Here is a 15,802-nt window from a genome sequence, read left to right on the forward strand (position 1 = left end):
CCAAGACAGGAGTGTCCGCATGCGGCTTTCGCCCATCGCCCTTTTCGCCGCCAGCCTGCTGGCCGCGCCCGCCCTCGGCCAGGAAAGCGGGCTTTACGACCCCGCCATCCAGCGCGCCGCGCCCGACGGTATCGTCCGCCTCTACGGTGCCGGCGGGCCGCACACCGCCTTCCAGAAGGTCGCCGACGCCTGGATGGCCGAGACCGGCAAGAAGGTCGAGATCACCGCAGGCCCCGAAAAGACCTGGTCGGCCAAGGCGCAGGCCGATGCCGACATCATCTGGGGCACCTCCGAACAGTCGATGACGGCGTTCCTGGAAACCTACCGCAGCTTCAAGTCCGAACAGGTCGAGCCGGTCTACATCCGCCCGGCCACCATTGCCGTGAAGAAGGGCAATCCCAAGGGCATCAGGGGTTTCGATGACCTTCTGGCGGACGGCGTTCGGATCGTCGTGACCGAGGGCGCGGGCGTCGCCAACACCTCGGGCACCGGCGTGTGGGAGGACGTCGCGGGCCGCCTCGGCAAGCTGGACGACATCCGCGCCATGCGCCGCAATATCGTGGCCTTCCCCCACGGCTCGGGCGCCAGCTTCAAGGCGTTAGGGAAATGGACGCGGATGCGTGGATCACCTGGCCCGACTGGACCGTCACCAATTCCGATGTGCTGGAGGCCGTGGCCCTGCAGCCCGACCGCACCATATGGCGGGATGTGAACGTCTCGATGGCGCCCGACGCCGACCCCGAGGCAAGGCAGTTCCTCGACTTCCTTATTACCGAAAAGGCGCAGGCGCTGATGAAGACCGAGGGCTGGGTGCGCTGACCGCGCCGCGGCGCGCCCAAGGCTATCTTCTCTCCAGCCGCCGCAGCGCCTGCGGCGGCTGGCCGTAGATGCGCACGAACGCCCGGCGCATCCGCTCGGGGTCGCCGAAGCCGACAGCTCCGGCGATCCCTTCGATCGGCTGGCACCCCTTCTCTACCAGTTCGCGGGCGGCTTCGGCCCGGAGGCGTTCGACCGCCTTGGCGGGGGTTTCGCCGGTGGACTGGCGGAACGCCCTGGCGAACTGGCGCGGGCTGAGGCAGGCGACCTCGGCCAGCCGTTCGACCGACAGATCGCCGGCAAGATTTTCGCGCGCATGGACCAGCACCCGCGCCATGCGGTCGCTGTCGGGCTGCATCTCCAGCATGGCCGAGAACTGGCTCTGACCGCCCGGACGGCGGTGATAGACGACCAGCATCTGCGCCGTCTCACGCGCGATGGCGGGCCCGAGGTCGGCCTCTATCATCGCCAGCGCCATGTCGATCCCGGCGCTGATCCCGGCCGAGGTCCAGGTATCGCCGTCGCGCACGAAGATCCGATCGGCCTCGACCCGGATGCGCGGATATTGCCGCTGCAGCAGCGGCGCGTATTTCCAGTGCGTCGTCGCCCGCCGGCCGTCCAGCGCGCCGGCCTCGGCCAGCAGGAAGGCCCCGGTGCAGACGCTGGCGATGCGCCCGGACGCGGCAAGTGCGTCGCCGAGGCTCCGCTGCAGGTCCGGCGATGCGGGACCGGGCGCCGTGCCGCCGACGACGATCAGCGTCCCTCCTCGCACAGGTGGAGCCGCTTCCGCCGCCACGCTGACGCCGGCGGAGCTGGAGATCACGCCGCCTCCCGGCGCGCTGACTTGCAGCCTGTAGGGCTCTGTCCGGGCGATGCGCCCTGCCATCTGGAAGGCCGCCATCGGGCCGGCGAGGTCCAGGATCTGGAAGCCGTCGTGGATCAGGAAGGTGACGTCACTGGTCATCGGTGCATCTGTCCTGATTCGAGGGAAAAGCGTCATTTCAGCCTTTCACCTTGTGTCTCTAATTGCGCGCGAAGGAAACAGGAGAGCACCGTGAGCCACTCGTTCGCCAAGCTGGTACTGCTCGCCGGCAACTTCATCACCGGCCTCGCGATCCTCGCCCCTGCCGGGATGCTGGCCCCCTTGGCCGAGGGACTTTCCGTCGGGATCGAGGATGCGGGCCGGCTGGTCACATACGGAGCCATCGTCCTGTGCCTCGGCGCGCCGCTGATGGCCTGGGCCACTGCGGGCATCCCGCGCCGGTGGCTGTTGTCCGGCGCGCTGATGATCGTCGCGGCCGGGCAGATCGCCTCGGCGCTGGCCCCCGACTACGGCACCGTCGTGGCGGCGCGGCTTGTGCAGCTCGCCTTCGCGGCGGTGTTCACCCCACAGGCGGCGGCGACCATCGCGGAGATGGTGCCGGAAAACGCGCGCCCCGCGGCGATCGCGACGGTCTTTCTGGGGTGGTCGCTTTCCTTCGCGGCCGGGCTGCCGATCGTGACATGGCTTTCGGCATGGGCGGGGTGGCGGGCCGTGTTCTGGTCCGTGGGCGCCGGGGCCATGGTCGCCGCGATGCTCGTGGCGCTGGCGCTGCCCGGCCGGGTGTCGCCGCCCCGTCTGGTGCTGGCTGGGTTCCTGTCGGTCCTGCGCAGCCGGCCGCTCTTGAAGGTCCTGCTGGCGTCGCTGCTGTTCACCGCCGGGCAGCTGACGATCTTCCTGTACCTCGCACCGCTGCTGGCCGCCCTGACTGGTGCCGGTCCACATGTCGCAGGCCTGTTCTTCGGCCTTTTCGGCGGCGCAAGCCTGCTGGGCAGCGTCGTCGCCGCGCGGATGGTCACGAAGATCGCGCCTCGACCTGCCTTCGTGCTCGCGCTGACCTCGACGCTGGCCGGGGCGATCCTGTGGAGCGTCGGCGCAGGTGAGACTGGCGCGATGGCCGTGGCTGTCGCGCTGCTGGGATGCGGCTTCGCATGGGGCAACGCGATGCAGCAGGCCCGACTGAACCGCGAGGCGCCGGACCTGACTGGCGCTTCGGTCGCGCTGAACACCTCGGTGATCTATGTCGGGCAGGCAATAGGGTCGGCGACAGGGGGCTGGATCCTGGCACAAGGCGCCGCGTCGCATGTCGGGTGGGCGGCGCTCGTCATGCTGACGTGCTGCGCCGTGGTGGTTGCAGCCAGCCGCGACGGGCGCCGGGGCCCGTCAGACCTCGCGGCCGTCGGTACCACGCCACGGTGACCGGACAGTTTCGTCGTCTTGTCGGAGATCACCTCTGAGGTGATGCAATCCGAGAAAGGGCAAAGGGTCACGGTCGATGGGATCGACACGGCCAGGCGGCGCGTTACCCTTGCCACCGGCGCGTGGGTCGGCAATACGGTCGTGCTCAAGGGCGAGGCTCTGGTCCTGGCGCCGAGCCGCAAGCTCGGCTGACCTGTTCCGCCATCGCCGGCCCGCCCGCCAGCCTTCCTTCGCACGCCGGACCCGATCGCCCATGCAGAACCCGCCGATGCACATCCACCGCGACTGGACGGGCGTTCCCGCGTCGGCGCGCGGCGCGTCGGTGGCGATGGGCAACTTCGACGGCATCCACCTGGGCCACCGCGCCGTCCTTGACGCGGCGCGTAACGCCCGGCCCGACGCGCCGCTCGGCGTCGTCACGTTCGAGCCGCATCCCCGCGAGGTCTTCTCGCCCGACAGCCCGCCGTTCCGGCTGATGGACGCGACCGCGCGCGCGAACCGGCTGGCGCGCCTGGGCGTGTCGCACCTGTTCGAGCTGCCGTTCGGCCCGCTTCTCGCCGGCCTCGCGCCCGAGGCGTTCGCCCGCGACGTGCTGGCACAGGGCCTGGGCGTGGTCCATGTCGCGGTCGGCGCCGACTTCCGCTTCGGCCACAAGCGGGCTGGGGACGCGGCGATGCTGGCCGACCTGGGGCGGCGCTTCGGCTTCGGCGTCACCGCCGTCCCGATGAGCGGCCTGCCCGGCGACGAGCCCGCAAGCTCGACCGCCATCCGCGAGGCGCTGGCCGCGGGGCGTCCGCGCGATGCCGAGCGGATGCTGGGCCACTGGCACCGGATCGAGGGGCCGGTGCTGCATGGCGAGAAGCGCGGGCGCGAGCTGGGCTATCCGACCGCGAACATGTCGGTCGCGGGGCGGGTGCTGCCGAAGCTCGGCGTCTACGCGGTGCTGGTCGACGTGATGACCGGGCCCCACCGGGGCAGCTATCGCGGGGTCGCGAGCCTCGGCGTCAGGCCGATGTTCGGCGACAACGCCCCGAACCTGGAAACCCATCTGTTCGACTTCGCGGGCGACCTCTACGACGCGCAGCTTTCCGTGGCGCTGGTCGAATACCTGCGGCCCGAGATGAAGTTCGAGGGCGCGAGCGCCCTCGACGACCTCGTCGCGCAGATGCGGCGGGACGAGGCGGACGCGCGGGCGGCGCTCGGCTGATGGAACGCAGGTTCTGGGAACTGCCGCTGGCCGAGCTGTCGGCGGCCGAGTGGGAATCGCTCTGCGACGGCTGCGGCAAGTGCTGCCTGAACAAGATCGAATACGAGGACGACGGCAGCCTCGACTTCACCCGCGTCGCCTGCCGCCTGCTCGACGGGCAGACCTGCCAGTGTTCCAGCTACCCCAACCGGCACGACTTCGTGCCCGACTGCATCGTCCTCACGCCCGAGATGCTGCAAGAGATTTCCTGGTGGCTGCCGGCGACCTGCGCCTATCGGCTGCGGGCCGAGGGCAAGCCGCTTTATCCGTGGCACCACCTGATTTCCGGGGACCGCGACGCGATCCACCGCGCCGGCATGTCGGTGCAGGGGCGCACGGTCAGCGAACTGGACGTCAGCGAGGATGATTGGGACCAGTACGTGATCGAGGATCTTTCGTGAATTTCGGATCGGACAACGCATCGGGGGTCCACCCCCGGATCATGGCGGCGCTCGCCGCCGCGAACGAAGGGCACGCGTCGTCCTATGGCCGCGACGACCTGACCGCGCGGGCGGCGGCGAGGGTGCGCGAGGTGTTCGACGCGCCCGGCGCCGAGGTGTTCCTGCTGGGCACCGGCACCGGGGCGAATGCGCTGGCGCTGGCGCAGCTTTGCCCGCCCTGGGGCCGGATCTTCTGCCACCGCACGGCGCACATCGAGACGAGCGAGTCCGGCGCGCCCGCGTTCATGGCGGGCGGCGCGCAGCTGGCGCTGATCGACGGGGCGGACGGGCGTATCTCGCCCCAGGCGCTCAGGGCGCGGCTGTTCGACTATCCGCAGGTCGACGAGCACGACGGGCGGAACGCAGTCCTGTCGGTGACGAACGCGACCGAATGGGGCACCCTCTATTCGCCCGCCGACGTGGCGGAGCTTGCGGGCATCGTGCGCGGCGCGGGCATGGCGCTGCACGTGGACGGGGCGCGGTTCGCGAACGCGGTCGCCGCGACCGGGGCGGCGCCCGCCGATCTCACGCATTGCGCGGGCGCGGATGCGCTGTCGCTCGGCGGCACCAAGAACGGCTGCATGGCGCTGGAGGCGGTGGTGTTCTTCGATCCGGCCCGCGCCCGCGACTTCGCCTTCCGGCGGATGCGGGCGGGGCATCTGTGGTCCAAGCACCGCTTCCTCGCCGCGCAGATGATCGCCTGGCTGGATGGCGAGCTGTGGCTGCAACTGGCCCGTCACGGCAACGCGATGGCGGCGGAGCTTGCCGCGATCGTGGACCGCGCGGGGCTGGAGCGGCTGCAGCCGGTCGAGGCGAACGAGCTGTTCGTCCGGGCGCCCCGCGCGCTCGTGGCGCATCTGCGCGCGCGGGGGTTGCGCGCGGCCGACTGGCCGGACGCGGGCGACGATGCCCACCGCGGCACGATCCGTCTGGTGACGAGCTGGGCCACGACCGGCGAAGAACTGCGCGCGTTCGAGGAGGCGGTTCAGTCCTTCGCGGGCTGAAGCGCCGCCAACATCATCTTCAGCGCGTGCGCCGCCGCGCCCCGGCGGACGCCGTCGCGTCCCAGGGGCCCGAACTCCACCGTTTCGGTCCGCACGCCGTCCGCGTCGGCGATGCCGAAGCAGACCCGGCCCTCGGGCTTGTGCTCGGACCCGCCCGGACCGGCGATGCCGGTGACGGACACGGCGATCCCCGCGTCCGAGCGGTCGCGCGCGCCCGCGGCCATTTCCGCCGCGACCTCGGGGCTGACGGCGCCGTGGGCGTCCAGCGTGTGTTCGCCCACGCCCAGCATCTCGGTCTTGGCGCGGTTGGAATAGGTGATGAAGCCGCGGTCCAGCGCGCCCGAGCAGCCGGGAATGTCACTGAGCGCCGCCGACAGCAGCCCCCCGGTGCAGCTTTCGGCGGTCGCGAGCATCACGCCCCTGTCGGTCGCGGCCTTCAGCACCGCTTCCGCAAGCGCCTTCAGGTCCTCGGCAGGTTTGTCGTCCATACCGTCAGCCCCTCACATCAAGCCGTGCGACACGCCCGCAGCCGCGATCGAGGCGGCGGCTGCGAAGATCCCGGCCCAGACGTCGTCCAGCAGCACGCCGGCGGCGTCCTTGCGCGCATCCGCGCGCCCGACGAGCCACGGCTTCCAGATGTCGAACAGCCGGAAGAACAGGAACGGGGCGACGATGCCCGGCCACGGGATCACCTCGCGCGGCAGGCCCGCGAACCAGAAGCCGGCGGACGTGGCGCAAAGCGCGATCAGCTGCCCCGCCGCCTCGTCCACCACGATCTCGGGGCGGTCGATGCCGTGGCGGTCGCCCGGGGCCATGCCGCGCGTGTAGCCGACGATGGCCCAGAACCCGACCCCGAGGACCACGAGCGTGGCGAGCGCGACCAGCGGGAAATGCCCGATCCGGTGCAGTGCGTAGCCCGCCGCCACCGTCGCGGCCGAGGCCCAGGTTCCCGGCGCGGGCCGCAGCCAGCCGATGCCGAACAACGTCGCGATCTGCCTGTGCATCTGTCAGTCCTTGATGAGCGTGGCAGTGGCGAGCGCCGCGATGCCTTCCTTGCGGCCGGTGAACCCCAGCCGTTCGGAGGTGGTCGCCTTGACGCTGACGCGGGTCGGATCGACGCCCATGATCCCGGCCAGCCGCGCCTGCATCGCGCCTGCGTGAGGCCCGACCTTGGGCTGCTCGCAGACCAGCGTCACGTCGGCGTTGCCGATGCGGAAGCCCTGCGCGCGGGCAAGGTCGGCGGCGTGGCGCAGGAAGATCTCGCTCGGCGCGCCCTTCCACTGCGGGTCGCTGGGCGGGAAGTGGCGGCCGATGTCGCCCTGGGCCAGCGCGCCGTAGATCGCATCGGTCAACGCGTGCATCCCCACGTCGGCATCGGAATGGCCGACGAGGCCCGCGTCGTGCGCGACCTTCACGCCGCACAGCCAGACATGGTCGCCCGGCCCGAAGGCGTGGACGTCGTAGCCGTTCCCGAGCCGCACATCCATTCCCGCATCCTTTCCGTCCTGCCCGCGCAGGATCGCCTCGGCCCGCGCGAAGTCGCCGGGCCAGGTCAGCTTGATGTTGTCCTCGGAGCCCGACGTGATCGCCACGGCGATCCCCGCGCGGTGCGCAAGCTCCACGTCGTCCGCCGCGCCTTCCGGTGCCGCGCGGTGGGCGGCGAGGATCGCATCCAGCCGGAAGCCCTGCGGCGTCTGGGCGCGGAACAGCCCGTCGCGGTCGCGGAAGCCGGTGACGCGGTCGCCCGCGCCGGTCCAGAGCGCGTCGGTGACGGGCAGGGCAGGGGCGGCGGCGCCGGCCCCGCCGCGCAACGCCTCGACCACGCCGGCGATCACGTCCGGCGAGACCAGCGGGCGGGCGCCGTCGTGGATCAGGACGTGGGTCACGCCGGATCCGTCCAGCAGTTCCAGCCCGGCGCGGACGCTGTCCGAGCGTGTCTCGCCGCCTTCGACCAGCGTCGCGCGCCCGCCGAACTCGCCCACGGCGCGGACCATGTCGTCGGGGTGGACGATCAGGACGACCCGGCCCACGCCCGCGAAGGCGTCGATGGCGCGCGCGAGGACCGACCGGCCCGAAAGGGCGCGCCACTGCTTCGGATCGCCCCCGCCCGCGCGCGTGCCCCGGCCGGCGGCGGTAATCAGGACGGCAAGCTCGAACGGCGCAGCCGGCGGCGGGGTGAGGGGCGCGGTGCTGGACGGGGTCAGGGTCATCGGCCGATGGTTAAGGCAAGGCCGCGTCATCTGCAATCTTGCGACCGCGGGCCCTGCACGCCGCGCGCGCGGCCGCCGGGGCGCCGCGCGCGCGGCCGCCGGGGGGACGGGACGGCACGACGGGCGCAGGCCCCTCGAACCCGGCGGCGATGTGGCCTATATGACGGCGAGCACGAAGTTCACCGTCCCAGAGGAGCCCCCATGTCCGACCCAAGCCCGTCCGGCCGGGATACCTCTGGCCGGGAAACCCTTGGCCAGCAAACCCCGGGCCAGCAAACCCCTGGCCAGCAAACCCCGGCCCGCGACACGTCCGGCGAGGCCCCGCTGGTCCAGACCCCGTCCGATCTCGCCAAGGACGCGGCCGCGCGCGCCGCCGTGGCGCTGGTCGAGGACGGGATGCGGCTCGGCCTCGGCACCGGGTCCACGGCGGTGTTCATGGTCCGGCGGCTGGCGCAGCGGGTCCGCGCCGAAGGGCTGAACCTGCGCTGCGCCGCGACGTCGCGCGCGACCTGCGACCTGGCCGAACATCTCGGCCTCAGGATCGAGGAGCTGGACCAGATCGGCTGGCTCGACCTGACGCTGGACGGGGCGGACGAGATCGACCCCGACCTCAATCTCATCAAGGGGGGCGGCGGCGCGCATCTGCGCGAGAAGATCGTCGCCGCCGCGTCCGACCGGATGGTCGTGATCGCCGATCCGCTGAAGGTCGTGGAAACGCTGGGCGCATTCCACCTGCCGGTCGAGGTGGTTCCCTTCGGGCTGGAAACCACGCGCGTCCACATCCAGCGCCTGCTGGACCGGATGGACCTGAGCCATCGCCCGATGCTGCTGCGCCAGCGCGACGGCCGGGTGCTGCGGACGGACGAGAACAACGTCATCCTCGACCTGTCGCTGGACCTGATCCATGACCCCGCGCGCCTGGCCGCCGGGCTGGCGGCCATCCCCGGCGTGGTCGAGCACGGGCTGTTTCTGGACATGTGCAGCCTTGCGCTCATCGGAAGCCCTGACGGCTCCGTCATCGAACTGACCCGGGAGGAAGCGGCATGAGCTTCGACTACGACCTTTTCGTCATCGGCGGGGGATCGGGCGGCGTCCGCGCGGCCCGGATCGCGGCAAGCCAGCACGGTGCCCGCGTGGCGCTGGCCGAGGAAAGCCGGCTCGGCGGCACCTGCGTCATCCGGGGCTGCGTGCCCAAGAAGCTGATGATCTTCGCATCCGAGGCGCCCCACGCTATCGAGGAAGCGCGCGCCTATGGCTGGCAGGTCGAGGCGGGGCGGTTCGACTGGCCGGCGTTCCGCGCGAAGCTGCACGAGGAGTTGTCGCGGCTGGAAGGGATCTACCAGGGCGGGCTTGTCACCGCCGGGGTCGACATCCACCACCAGCGCGCCCGCATCCGCGACCCGCACACGGTCCAGCTTGCCGACGGCACGCTGAAGACCGCGGCCCACATCCTGATCGCCGTGGGCGGCCGCCCGACGCGGCCCGGCATTCCGGGCGACGAGCTCGCGATGATCTCGGACGACCTGTTCGAGATGGACAGCCTGCCCGGCAGGGTGCTGGTCGTGGGCGGCGGCTTCATCGCCTGCGAGTTCGCGACGATCCTCAAGGGCCTGGGCTGCGACACGACGCTGACCCATCGCGGCGACCTCGTGCTGCGCGGCTTCGACAGGCAGGGGCGCGAGCTGGTGACGCACCAGCTGGAACAGATCGGCGTCACGATGCGGCTTGACGTGCAGCTGCAGCGGCTGGACCGCGACGGGGGCGGCGTCCGCGCGACCTTCGGGGACGGCACGTCCGAACGCTACGACGCGGTGATGCTTGCGACGGGGCGGCACCCCTATACCGGCGACCTCGGGGTTGAGAACGCGGGCGTCAGCCTGGGCAGGCGGGGCGAGATCGTGGTGGACAAATGGTCGCAGACCAGCGTGCCGTCGATCTTCGCCGTGGGCGACGTGACCGACCGCGTGAACCTGACGCCGGTGGCGATCCGCGAAGGCCACGCCTTCGCCGACACGATGTTCGGCAACCACCCCCGCCACGTCGATCACGCGATCGTCGCCAGCGCCGTCTACACCCGCCCGCATGAACTCGCGAGCGTCGGCCTGACCGAGGAGGAGGCAGAGGAGAAGGGCGACATCGAGGTCTATGCCGCCACCTTCCGACCCATGCGGTCGCTGTTCGCGGGATCGCAGCTGAAGGCGATGACCAAGCTCATCGTGTGCGAGCAAACCCGCAAGGTGCTGGGCTGCCACATCTTCGCCCCCGAGGCGGGCGAGATGATCCAGCTTGCCGCCGTGGCCATCGGCATGGGCGCCACCAAGGAGGACTTCGACCTGACCGTCGCGGTCCACCCGACGCTCGCCGAAGAGCTGGTGACGATGCGGATGCCGGTGCGGCGCGGCGGCCCGAGCCACCGCGCGGCCGCCGACGAGCAGGCGGCCTGACAAGGTCGTGGTCGGGGTGCGCGGTGTGGGCAGGCGGTCGGGTCGGGCGCGTCGTGAGGACGCGTGATCGCCGCGCGCCTTGACTTCGGGCGCCCGCGCACCAGTTACAGACCAGCAAGCAAGAACGAACATACAGTCAGGACAAGGCGGTAAGGATGGCAAGTCAGGGACCCTGGGGCGGCGGAAGCGGGGACGACAAGGACAGGGAAGCTGGCAACGCGGGCAACGGGCAGGGGAACGGCGGCGGCGATCGTGACCGCCCCAGGCACACGCCGCCGCGGCCCGTGTCACAGCCGTCGCCCCCGACCCAGCAGCCGCCGGCGCAGCCGCCCCGTCCCTGGGGCCAGCCCGGCCAGCCGAACGGCGCGCCCCGTCCCGGTCCCGGCCGTCCCGGCGCGCCCCGCGGCAACGAGATCGACAACCTCGTCCGCAAGGGCCAGGACCGGCTGCGCGTGCTGATGGGCGGGCGCGGCCCGAACGGCGGACCGGGGAACGGCCAGAACGGCGGCCCGCGCCGCCCCGGCCTGTCCGGGCGTTCGATCAACCGTTCGACGTGGGGCATCTTCGGCCTGGGCGCCGCGGCGCTCTGGGTGCTCGGCAGCTTCTACACCGTCAACACCGAGGAACGCTCGGTCGAGCTGCTGTTCGGCAGCCCCTACCAGGTCGGCGAGCCAGGCCTGAACTTCGCGCCCTGGCCCTTCGTGACCTACCAGGTCGTCCCCGTCACGGGCGAGCGGGTGACCGAGATCGGGACCGGCCAGGATGCGATGGACACCGGGCTGATGCTGACCCGCGACCAGAACATCGTGGACATGGAATACCAGGTCGTGTGGAACGTCTCGGACCCCGAGAAATACCTGTTCAACCTCGCCGACCCCGAGGGCACGATCCGCGCCGTCGCGGAATCGGCCATGCGCGACATCGTCGCGCGCAGCGAGCTGTCGCCGATCCTGAACCGCGACCGCGGCACCATCGCCACCGACGCGGCCCAGCAGATCCAGCAGACGCTCGACATCTACCAGTCGGGGATCAGCGTGCTGCGCGTGAACCTCGACCGCGCCGACCCGCCGCAGGACGTGATCGACAGCTTCCGCGACGTGCAGGCGGCGCAGCAGGAACGCGACCGCCTGACCAAGGAAGCCGACGCCTACGCGAACCGGGTCCTTGCCGAGGCGCGGGGCCAGTCCGCCGCGCTGGTCGAGCAGGCCGAGGCCTATCGCGCCGAGGCGGTGAACACCGCGCAGGGCGAGGCCGCGCGGTTCAACTCCATCTACGAGGAATACGCCAAGGCGCCCGACGTCACCCGCAAGCGGATGTACCTGGAGACGATGGAACGGGTGCTCGGCCGCGTGGACAAGGTGATCCTCGACCAGGGCGGCGAGGCGGGAGGGCAGGGCGTCGTGCCCTACCTGCCGCTTGACCAGCTGCGCCGGTCGGGCAGCGGGGCCGCGGCGGCGCAGCCCGCGCCGAACCTGACGGGCCGGCCCACGGCCACCGTGCCCGGCGCGGCAACCGGCGTGCCCGGCACGACCAACAGCGCGCCCGGCGCGACGACCAGCAACATCACCGGCGGGGGTAACTGATGACGCGCGTTCTTTCCATGCTGGCGCTGCCGGCGGTGATCCTTGTCGCGATCCTGGTGACGGCGTCGGTCTATATCGTGGACGTGCGTGAAAAGGCGCTGGTGACGCGCTTCGGCGAGGTGATCCTCGTCCGCGAGGAGCCGGGCCTTGGCCTCAAGATGCCGATCATCGACCAGGTCGTGACCTACGACGCCCGGATCCTCGGGCTCCAGACCGACCCGATGGAGATCACGCCGCTCGACGACCGCCGGCTGGTGGTCGACGCGTTCGCGCGCTGGCAGATCGTGGACGTCGTGCAGTTCCGCCGCGCGGTCGGCAGGGGCGGCATCGACCAGGCGCAGAGCCGGCTTGAAGGGATCCTCACGAACGCGATCCGCGCCGTGCTGGGCGCGGTCCCGTCCACGACGGTCCTGTCCGAAGACCGGACGCCGCTGATGAACCGCATCCGCGACCTTGCCCGCGAAGAGGCGAAGTCGCTGGGCGTCAACATCATCGACGTGCGGCTGACCCGGACCGACCTGCCCGAGCAGAACCTGAACGCGACCTACGCCCGGATGCGTGCGGAACGCGAACGCGAGGCCGCTGACGAACGCGCGCGCGGCGGCGAGGCGGCGCAGCGGATCCGCGCTACCGCCGACCGCACGGTGGTCGAGCTGACCTCGCAGGCGCGCGCCCAGGCCGAGGTCGTCCGCGGCGAGGCCGACGCGCAGCGGAACGCGATCTACGCCGACGCCTTCGGGCGCGATACCGAGTTCTTTTCGTTCACGCGGTCGATGCAGGCTTATGACCGGGCGCTGCAGTCGGCGAACAGCTCGATCGTGCTGCGCCCCGACGGAGAGTTCTTCAGCTACCTCAACGACGCCGCGCCGGCCGGGGCGCCTGCCGGTCCGACTGCGGGTGCGGCGGCGGGGGCGGGCGCCGACCCGGCCGCGCCGGGCACCCCGGAAGCGGCGGCGCCACGGCCGGCCGCCGCGCCGGAAGCCGCCGCTGCGGCGGCCGCGTCGCCGCAGCCGGACAGCGTGACCGCATCCGACGCGGCACCGGCTGCGGCCGTTCCGCAACCCGACCTGCAGACCGTCCCGCTGCAGCTGCCGCCCGCCTGATGGCGACCGGCGGTGCGCCCGAACGAGCGCGCCGGACAAAATCGACCACGGAGAAGGGACCCGGGCGGTCCCTTTTTCGTTACCTGACACCGGCCCGGCCACACGCATTCACAAGGTTGCGCGGTCCGCTGGTCAACCGCCTGCGGCGGGCTATCTTCACGCCGACGGGTTCAACGGCCGCACCGACGCGGCACCTGTCTTGGAGAACCGAATGAAAAGCCTAACGAACCGCTTCCGGCTGACCGCTTCGGCACTTGCAGTTTCCCTGGCGCTCGGACCGATGGCGATGGCCCAGCAGGCTGCGCCCGCGCCCGGCGACACCGATCCGCCCCGCGCCGAATCCGGCCAGCCCGTCACTCCGCCCCAGACCACCATCACCCCGGACGCGCCCCGGACCGGCGAAATCCCCGAGGCCGCGAACGAGAACCAGCCGCTGAACGCGCCGGTGACGCTTCCGCCCGGCAACGTGATGCCGCAGAGCTTCGCCGACCTCGTGACGCAGGTCAGCCCCGCCGTCGTCAACATCACCACCACCGCCGTTGTGTCGCGTCCCACGCAGGGCGGTCCCGCCTTCCCGGAAGGCAGCCCGTTCGGTGACCTGTTCCGCGACTTCGGCTTTCCCGGGCAGGGACCGGGGCAGTCGCCCTTCGGCGCGCCCCGCGAGCAGCGCTCGACGGCGCTGGGGTCGGGATTCGTGGTGTCGTCGGACGGGCTGATCGTCACGAACAACCACGTCATCGACGGCGCGGACGAGATCGAGGTGGAGTTCTATTCGGGCGGACGGCTGGCTGCGAAGGTGATCGGCACCGACGAGAACACCGACATCGCCGTGCTCAAGGTCGAGGCTCCGAAGCCGCTGCCCTTCGTGGCCTTCGGCAACAGCGATGACGCGCGGGTGGGTGACTGGGTGCTGGCGCTCGGCAACCCGCTGGGGCAGGGCTTTTCCGCGACCACCGGCATCGTCTCGGCGAAAAGCCGGGCGCTGACCGGGGCCTATGACGACTTCATCCAGACCGACGCCGCGATCAACCGCGGCAACTCGGGCGGGCCGCTGTTCAACCTGCAGGGCGAGGTCATCGGCGTGAACACCGCGATCCTGTCGCCCACCGGCGGGTCGATCGGGATCGGGTTCTCGATGGCGTCAAACGTCGTCGGCGACGTGGTCCGGCAGCTGGAGGAGTTCGGCGAGACCCGCCGCGGCTGGCTGGGCGTGATGATCCAGGATCTCAGCCCCGAGATCGCCGAATCGCTTGGCCGCGACAACGAGACCGGCGCGCTCGTGACCGACGTGCCCGCGGGCCCGGCGCTCGACGGCGGGATCGAGCCCGGGGACGTCATCATCCGGTTCGAGGGCCAGGAGGTCGCGGATTCCCGCGACCTGACGCGCCGCGTGGCGAACGCCCCCGTGGGCGAGGCCGTGACCCTGACCGTCCTGCGCGACGGCGCGGAACAGGACCTCGAGGTGACGCTGGGCCGGCGCGAGACGGCGGAAGCCGGTGCAAGCGGCTCGAACCAGCGCGGCGGCGAGGCCTCGCCGGAAAACGTGCTGGGCTTGAGCGTGACGCCCCTGACGCCCGAGATCGGGTCGCAGTTGGACACGCCCGAGGGGACCACGGGGCTGGTCATCCAGTCCGTCGATCCGTCGAGCGCGGCGGCCGAGCGCGGGCTGAACCCGGGCGACGTCATCACCGAGGCGGGCCAGCAGCCGGTGCAGACCCTGGCCGACCTGGAGGCACGGATCGACGAGGCGAGGGAAGCGGGCCGCAACTCCGTCCTGCTGCTGATCCGCCGCGGCGGCGACCCGCGCTTCGTGGCGCTGCCGATCGGAAACGGGTCGGAGTGACCCTGCGCCATCCGGCGGCTTGAACGAAGAAAGGGGGCCGGTCGGCCCCCTTTCCGTGTCTGCGCGACCAGCTTCTCGATCAGTTCGCCGGGGCGGGCGCCGGGGCTGGGGCAGCGTCAGCCGCGGAGGCTGCAGGGGCGGCAGCGCCGGCGGCAGGCGCGGGGGCGGCCGCCTGCGCCGCGGTCACGGCGTCGAAGCCGGCGGTGAAGCCCTTCAGCGACATGTTGACCTTGACCGAGTTCTCGGCCGGGTTGGCCCCGAACGGCACCAGCGTCACCACCGCCGACGAGCCGCGCTTCAGCCCGTCAAGCTCGCCCTGGCTGATCCCGATGCGGGAAATGCAGCCGATCGGGGCGCACACCATGAACGGGTACTTCGCCGCCTTGCCGCCGTCGATCTGCAGGCCCAGCCCGGTGCTGAGGTCGGTTTCCAGCGGCGCCACGAAGTTCATGATCGCGACCGCCTCGCCGGTGTAGGGGATGACGGAAATCTCGGCCACGGCCGATCCCTGGTCGTCCTTCATCAGCTGGTAAAGCTCGCACGGGTCGTTGCCGTCGGGCGTCTTCATGCAGCGCACGGTCCAGTCGGTATGGGTGGACTTGCTGTAGAAGGTTCCGGCCGGCGGCTCGCCCGCGGGCGCGGCGGCGGCGCTGTCGGGGGCACCTGCGGCGGGTGCAGCCTCCGTGGCCGGGGCGATGGTGCCGGTGCCATCCGTCGCGGCGGGAGTCGGCGCAGGAGCGGTTTCTGCCGGAGCGGCGTCGGCCGGAGCGGTGTCAGCCGGGGCGGCGTCGGCCGCAGGGGCGTCGGCGGGGGACGCGTCGGCCGGGGCGGGCGCCGCGGGCGCGGCGGCGTCGGGGGCGGGCGCGTCGGGTGC

Annotated in this window: 14 protein-coding genes and 2 pseudogenes; 11 read left to right on the plus strand and 5 right to left on the minus strand. The window is 71.6% G+C overall.

Translation table 11 applies throughout. The features are described 5' to 3' along the window. Positions 1-193 precede the first annotated feature (193 nt). Positions 194-819: pseudogene (locus ELI80_RS13540) on the plus strand (substrate-binding domain-containing protein). A gap of 22 nt (positions 820-841) precedes the next feature. On the opposite strand, the gene ELI80_RS13545 reads toward ELI80_RS13540, so the two are convergent. Beyond that, positions 842-1,780: a GlxA family transcriptional regulator gene (locus ELI80_RS13545; RefSeq protein ID WP_136652480.1), complete on the minus strand. Its 939-nt coding sequence runs from the start codon at positions 1,778-1,780 to the stop codon at positions 842-844. A gap of 90 nt (positions 1,781-1,870) precedes the next feature. On the opposite strand from ELI80_RS13545, the gene ELI80_RS13550 reads away from it, so the two are divergent. The 5 genes and pseudogenes from ELI80_RS13550 to ELI80_RS13570 all read left to right on the plus strand — a co-directional run bounded on the left by ELI80_RS13550 (position 1,871) and on the right by ELI80_RS13570 (position 5,745). Beyond that, the gene (locus ELI80_RS13550) at positions 1,871-3,055 is read left to right on the plus strand and encodes an MFS transporter (RefSeq protein ID WP_136652481.1); all 1,185 of its coding nucleotides are present in this window, start codon (positions 1,871-1,873) and stop codon (positions 3,053-3,055) included. A 66-nt stretch (positions 3,056-3,121) separates the two neighbouring features. Further along, positions 3,122-3,247: pseudogene (locus tag ELI80_RS13555) on the plus strand ((R)-hydratase); the annotation flags it as partial. A 76-nt stretch (positions 3,248-3,323) separates the two neighbouring features. Then, positions 3,324-4,262: a bifunctional riboflavin kinase/FAD synthetase gene (locus tag ELI80_RS13560; protein WP_136652499.1), complete on the plus strand. Its 939-nt coding sequence runs from the start codon at positions 3,324-3,326 to the stop codon at positions 4,260-4,262. Further along, the gene (locus ELI80_RS13565) at positions 4,262-4,702 is read left to right on the plus strand and encodes a YcgN family cysteine cluster protein (protein ID WP_136652482.1); all 441 of its coding nucleotides are present in this window, start codon (positions 4,262-4,264) and stop codon (positions 4,700-4,702) included. Before ELI80_RS13560 ends, ELI80_RS13565 begins: the two co-directional genes overlap by 1 nt. Then, positions 4,699-5,745: a threonine aldolase family protein gene (locus tag ELI80_RS13570; protein WP_136652483.1), complete on the plus strand. Its 1,047-nt coding sequence runs from the start codon at positions 4,699-4,701 to the stop codon at positions 5,743-5,745. Before ELI80_RS13565 ends, ELI80_RS13570 begins: the two co-directional genes overlap by 4 nt. Here ELI80_RS13570 and ELI80_RS13575 read toward each other — a convergent pair. The 3 genes from ELI80_RS13575 to ELI80_RS13585 are packed head-to-tail and all read right to left on the minus strand — an operon-like array spanning position 5,727 to position 7,955. Then, positions 5,727-6,233 (minus strand): CinA family protein, encoded by a 507-nt coding sequence (locus ELI80_RS13575; RefSeq protein WP_136652484.1) that lies wholly within the window; start codon positions 6,231-6,233, stop codon positions 5,727-5,729. The two genes, ELI80_RS13570 and ELI80_RS13575, sit on opposite strands and share 19 nt — an antisense overlap. Before the next feature lie 12 nt (positions 6,234-6,245). Next, the gene (locus ELI80_RS13580; RefSeq protein WP_136652485.1) at positions 6,246-6,749 is read right to left on the minus strand and encodes a phosphatidylglycerophosphatase A family protein; all 504 of its coding nucleotides are present in this window, start codon (positions 6,747-6,749) and stop codon (positions 6,246-6,248) included. 3 nt (positions 6,750-6,752) lie between these two features. Continuing rightward, on the minus strand, positions 6,753-7,955 hold the full coding sequence (locus tag ELI80_RS13585; protein WP_136652486.1) for a bifunctional 2-C-methyl-D-erythritol 4-phosphate cytidylyltransferase/2-C-methyl-D-erythritol 2,4-cyclodiphosphate synthase: 1,203 nt from the start codon (positions 7,953-7,955) through the stop codon (positions 6,753-6,755). Between the two features lie 201 nt (positions 7,956-8,156). On the opposite strand from ELI80_RS13585, the gene rpiA reads away from it, so the two are divergent. From rpiA to ELI80_RS13610, 5 genes are all read left to right on the plus strand, one after another. After that, positions 8,157-9,002 (plus strand): ribose-5-phosphate isomerase RpiA, encoded by an 846-nt coding sequence (rpiA, locus tag ELI80_RS13590; RefSeq protein WP_136652487.1) that lies wholly within the window; start codon positions 8,157-8,159, stop codon positions 9,000-9,002. Next, positions 8,999-10,399, plus strand: coding sequence for a glutathione-disulfide reductase (gorA, locus tag ELI80_RS13595; RefSeq protein WP_136652488.1), 1,401 nt, complete (start codon positions 8,999-9,001; stop codon positions 10,397-10,399). Before rpiA ends, gorA begins: the two co-directional genes overlap by 4 nt. Before the next feature lie 155 nt (positions 10,400-10,554). Then, complete coding sequence (hflK, locus tag ELI80_RS13600; protein ID WP_136652489.1) at positions 10,555-11,982, plus strand: FtsH protease activity modulator HflK; 1,428 nt, start codon at positions 10,555-10,557, stop codon at positions 11,980-11,982. Further along, positions 11,982-13,085 carry a protease modulator HflC gene (hflC, locus tag ELI80_RS13605; protein ID WP_136652490.1) on the plus strand — a complete coding sequence of 368 codons (1,104 nt, stop codon included), beginning with the start codon at positions 11,982-11,984 and terminating at the stop codon, positions 13,083-13,085. Before hflK ends, hflC begins: the two co-directional genes overlap by 1 nt. Positions 13,086-13,296: 211 nt before the next feature. Further along, on the plus strand, positions 13,297-14,928 hold the full coding sequence (locus ELI80_RS13610; RefSeq protein WP_438943075.1) for a DegQ family serine endoprotease: 1,632 nt from the start codon (positions 13,297-13,299) through the stop codon (positions 14,926-14,928). Positions 14,929-15,007: 79 nt separating this feature from the next. Here the strand turns inward: ELI80_RS13610 and ELI80_RS13615 are convergent. Continuing rightward, the coding region (locus ELI80_RS13615; protein ID WP_236641500.1) for an invasion associated locus B family protein at positions 15,008-15,802 on the minus strand (795 nt) is incomplete at its 5' end.

The organism is Paracoccus aeridis (genome assembly GCF_004923205.2).
Lineage (GTDB): Bacteria > Pseudomonadota > Alphaproteobacteria > Rhodobacterales > Rhodobacteraceae > Paracoccus > Paracoccus aeridis.

What these genes read in the sequence shown, in the direction of transcription:
- ELI80_RS13545 (WP_136652480.1), bottom strand. Translation starts at nt 1,780, where the DNA reads ATGACCAGTGACGTCACCTTCCTGATCCACGACGGCTTCCAGATCCTG.
- ELI80_RS13560 (WP_136652499.1), top strand. Translation starts at nt 3,324, where the DNA reads ATGCACATCCACCGCGACTGGACGGGCGTTCCCGCGTCGGCGCGCGGC.
- ELI80_RS13565 (WP_136652482.1), top strand. Translation starts at nt 4,262, where the DNA reads ATGGAACGCAGGTTCTGGGAACTGCCGCTGGCCGAGCTGTCGGCGGCC.
- ELI80_RS13575 (WP_136652484.1), bottom strand. Translation starts at nt 6,233, where the DNA reads ATGGACGACAAACCTGCCGAGGACCTGAAGGCGCTTGCGGAAGCGGTG.
- ELI80_RS13580 (WP_136652485.1), bottom strand. Translation starts at nt 6,749, where the DNA reads ATGCACAGGCAGATCGCGACGTTGTTCGGCATCGGCTGGCTGCGGCCC.
- ELI80_RS13585 (WP_136652486.1), bottom strand. Translation starts at nt 7,955, where the DNA reads ATGACCCTGACCCCGTCCAGCACCGCGCCCCTCACCCCGCCGCCGGCT.
- rpiA (WP_136652487.1), top strand. Translation starts at nt 8,157, where the DNA reads ATGTCCGACCCAAGCCCGTCCGGCCGGGATACCTCTGGCCGGGAAACC.
- gorA (WP_136652488.1), top strand. Translation starts at nt 8,999, where the DNA reads ATGAGCTTCGACTACGACCTTTTCGTCATCGGCGGGGGATCGGGCGGC.
- hflK (WP_136652489.1), top strand. Translation starts at nt 10,555, where the DNA reads ATGGCAAGTCAGGGACCCTGGGGCGGCGGAAGCGGGGACGACAAGGAC.
- hflC (WP_136652490.1), top strand. Translation starts at nt 11,982, where the DNA reads ATGACGCGCGTTCTTTCCATGCTGGCGCTGCCGGCGGTGATCCTTGTC.
- ELI80_RS13610 (WP_438943075.1), top strand. Translation starts at nt 13,297, where the DNA reads ATGAAAAGCCTAACGAACCGCTTCCGGCTGACCGCTTCGGCACTTGCA.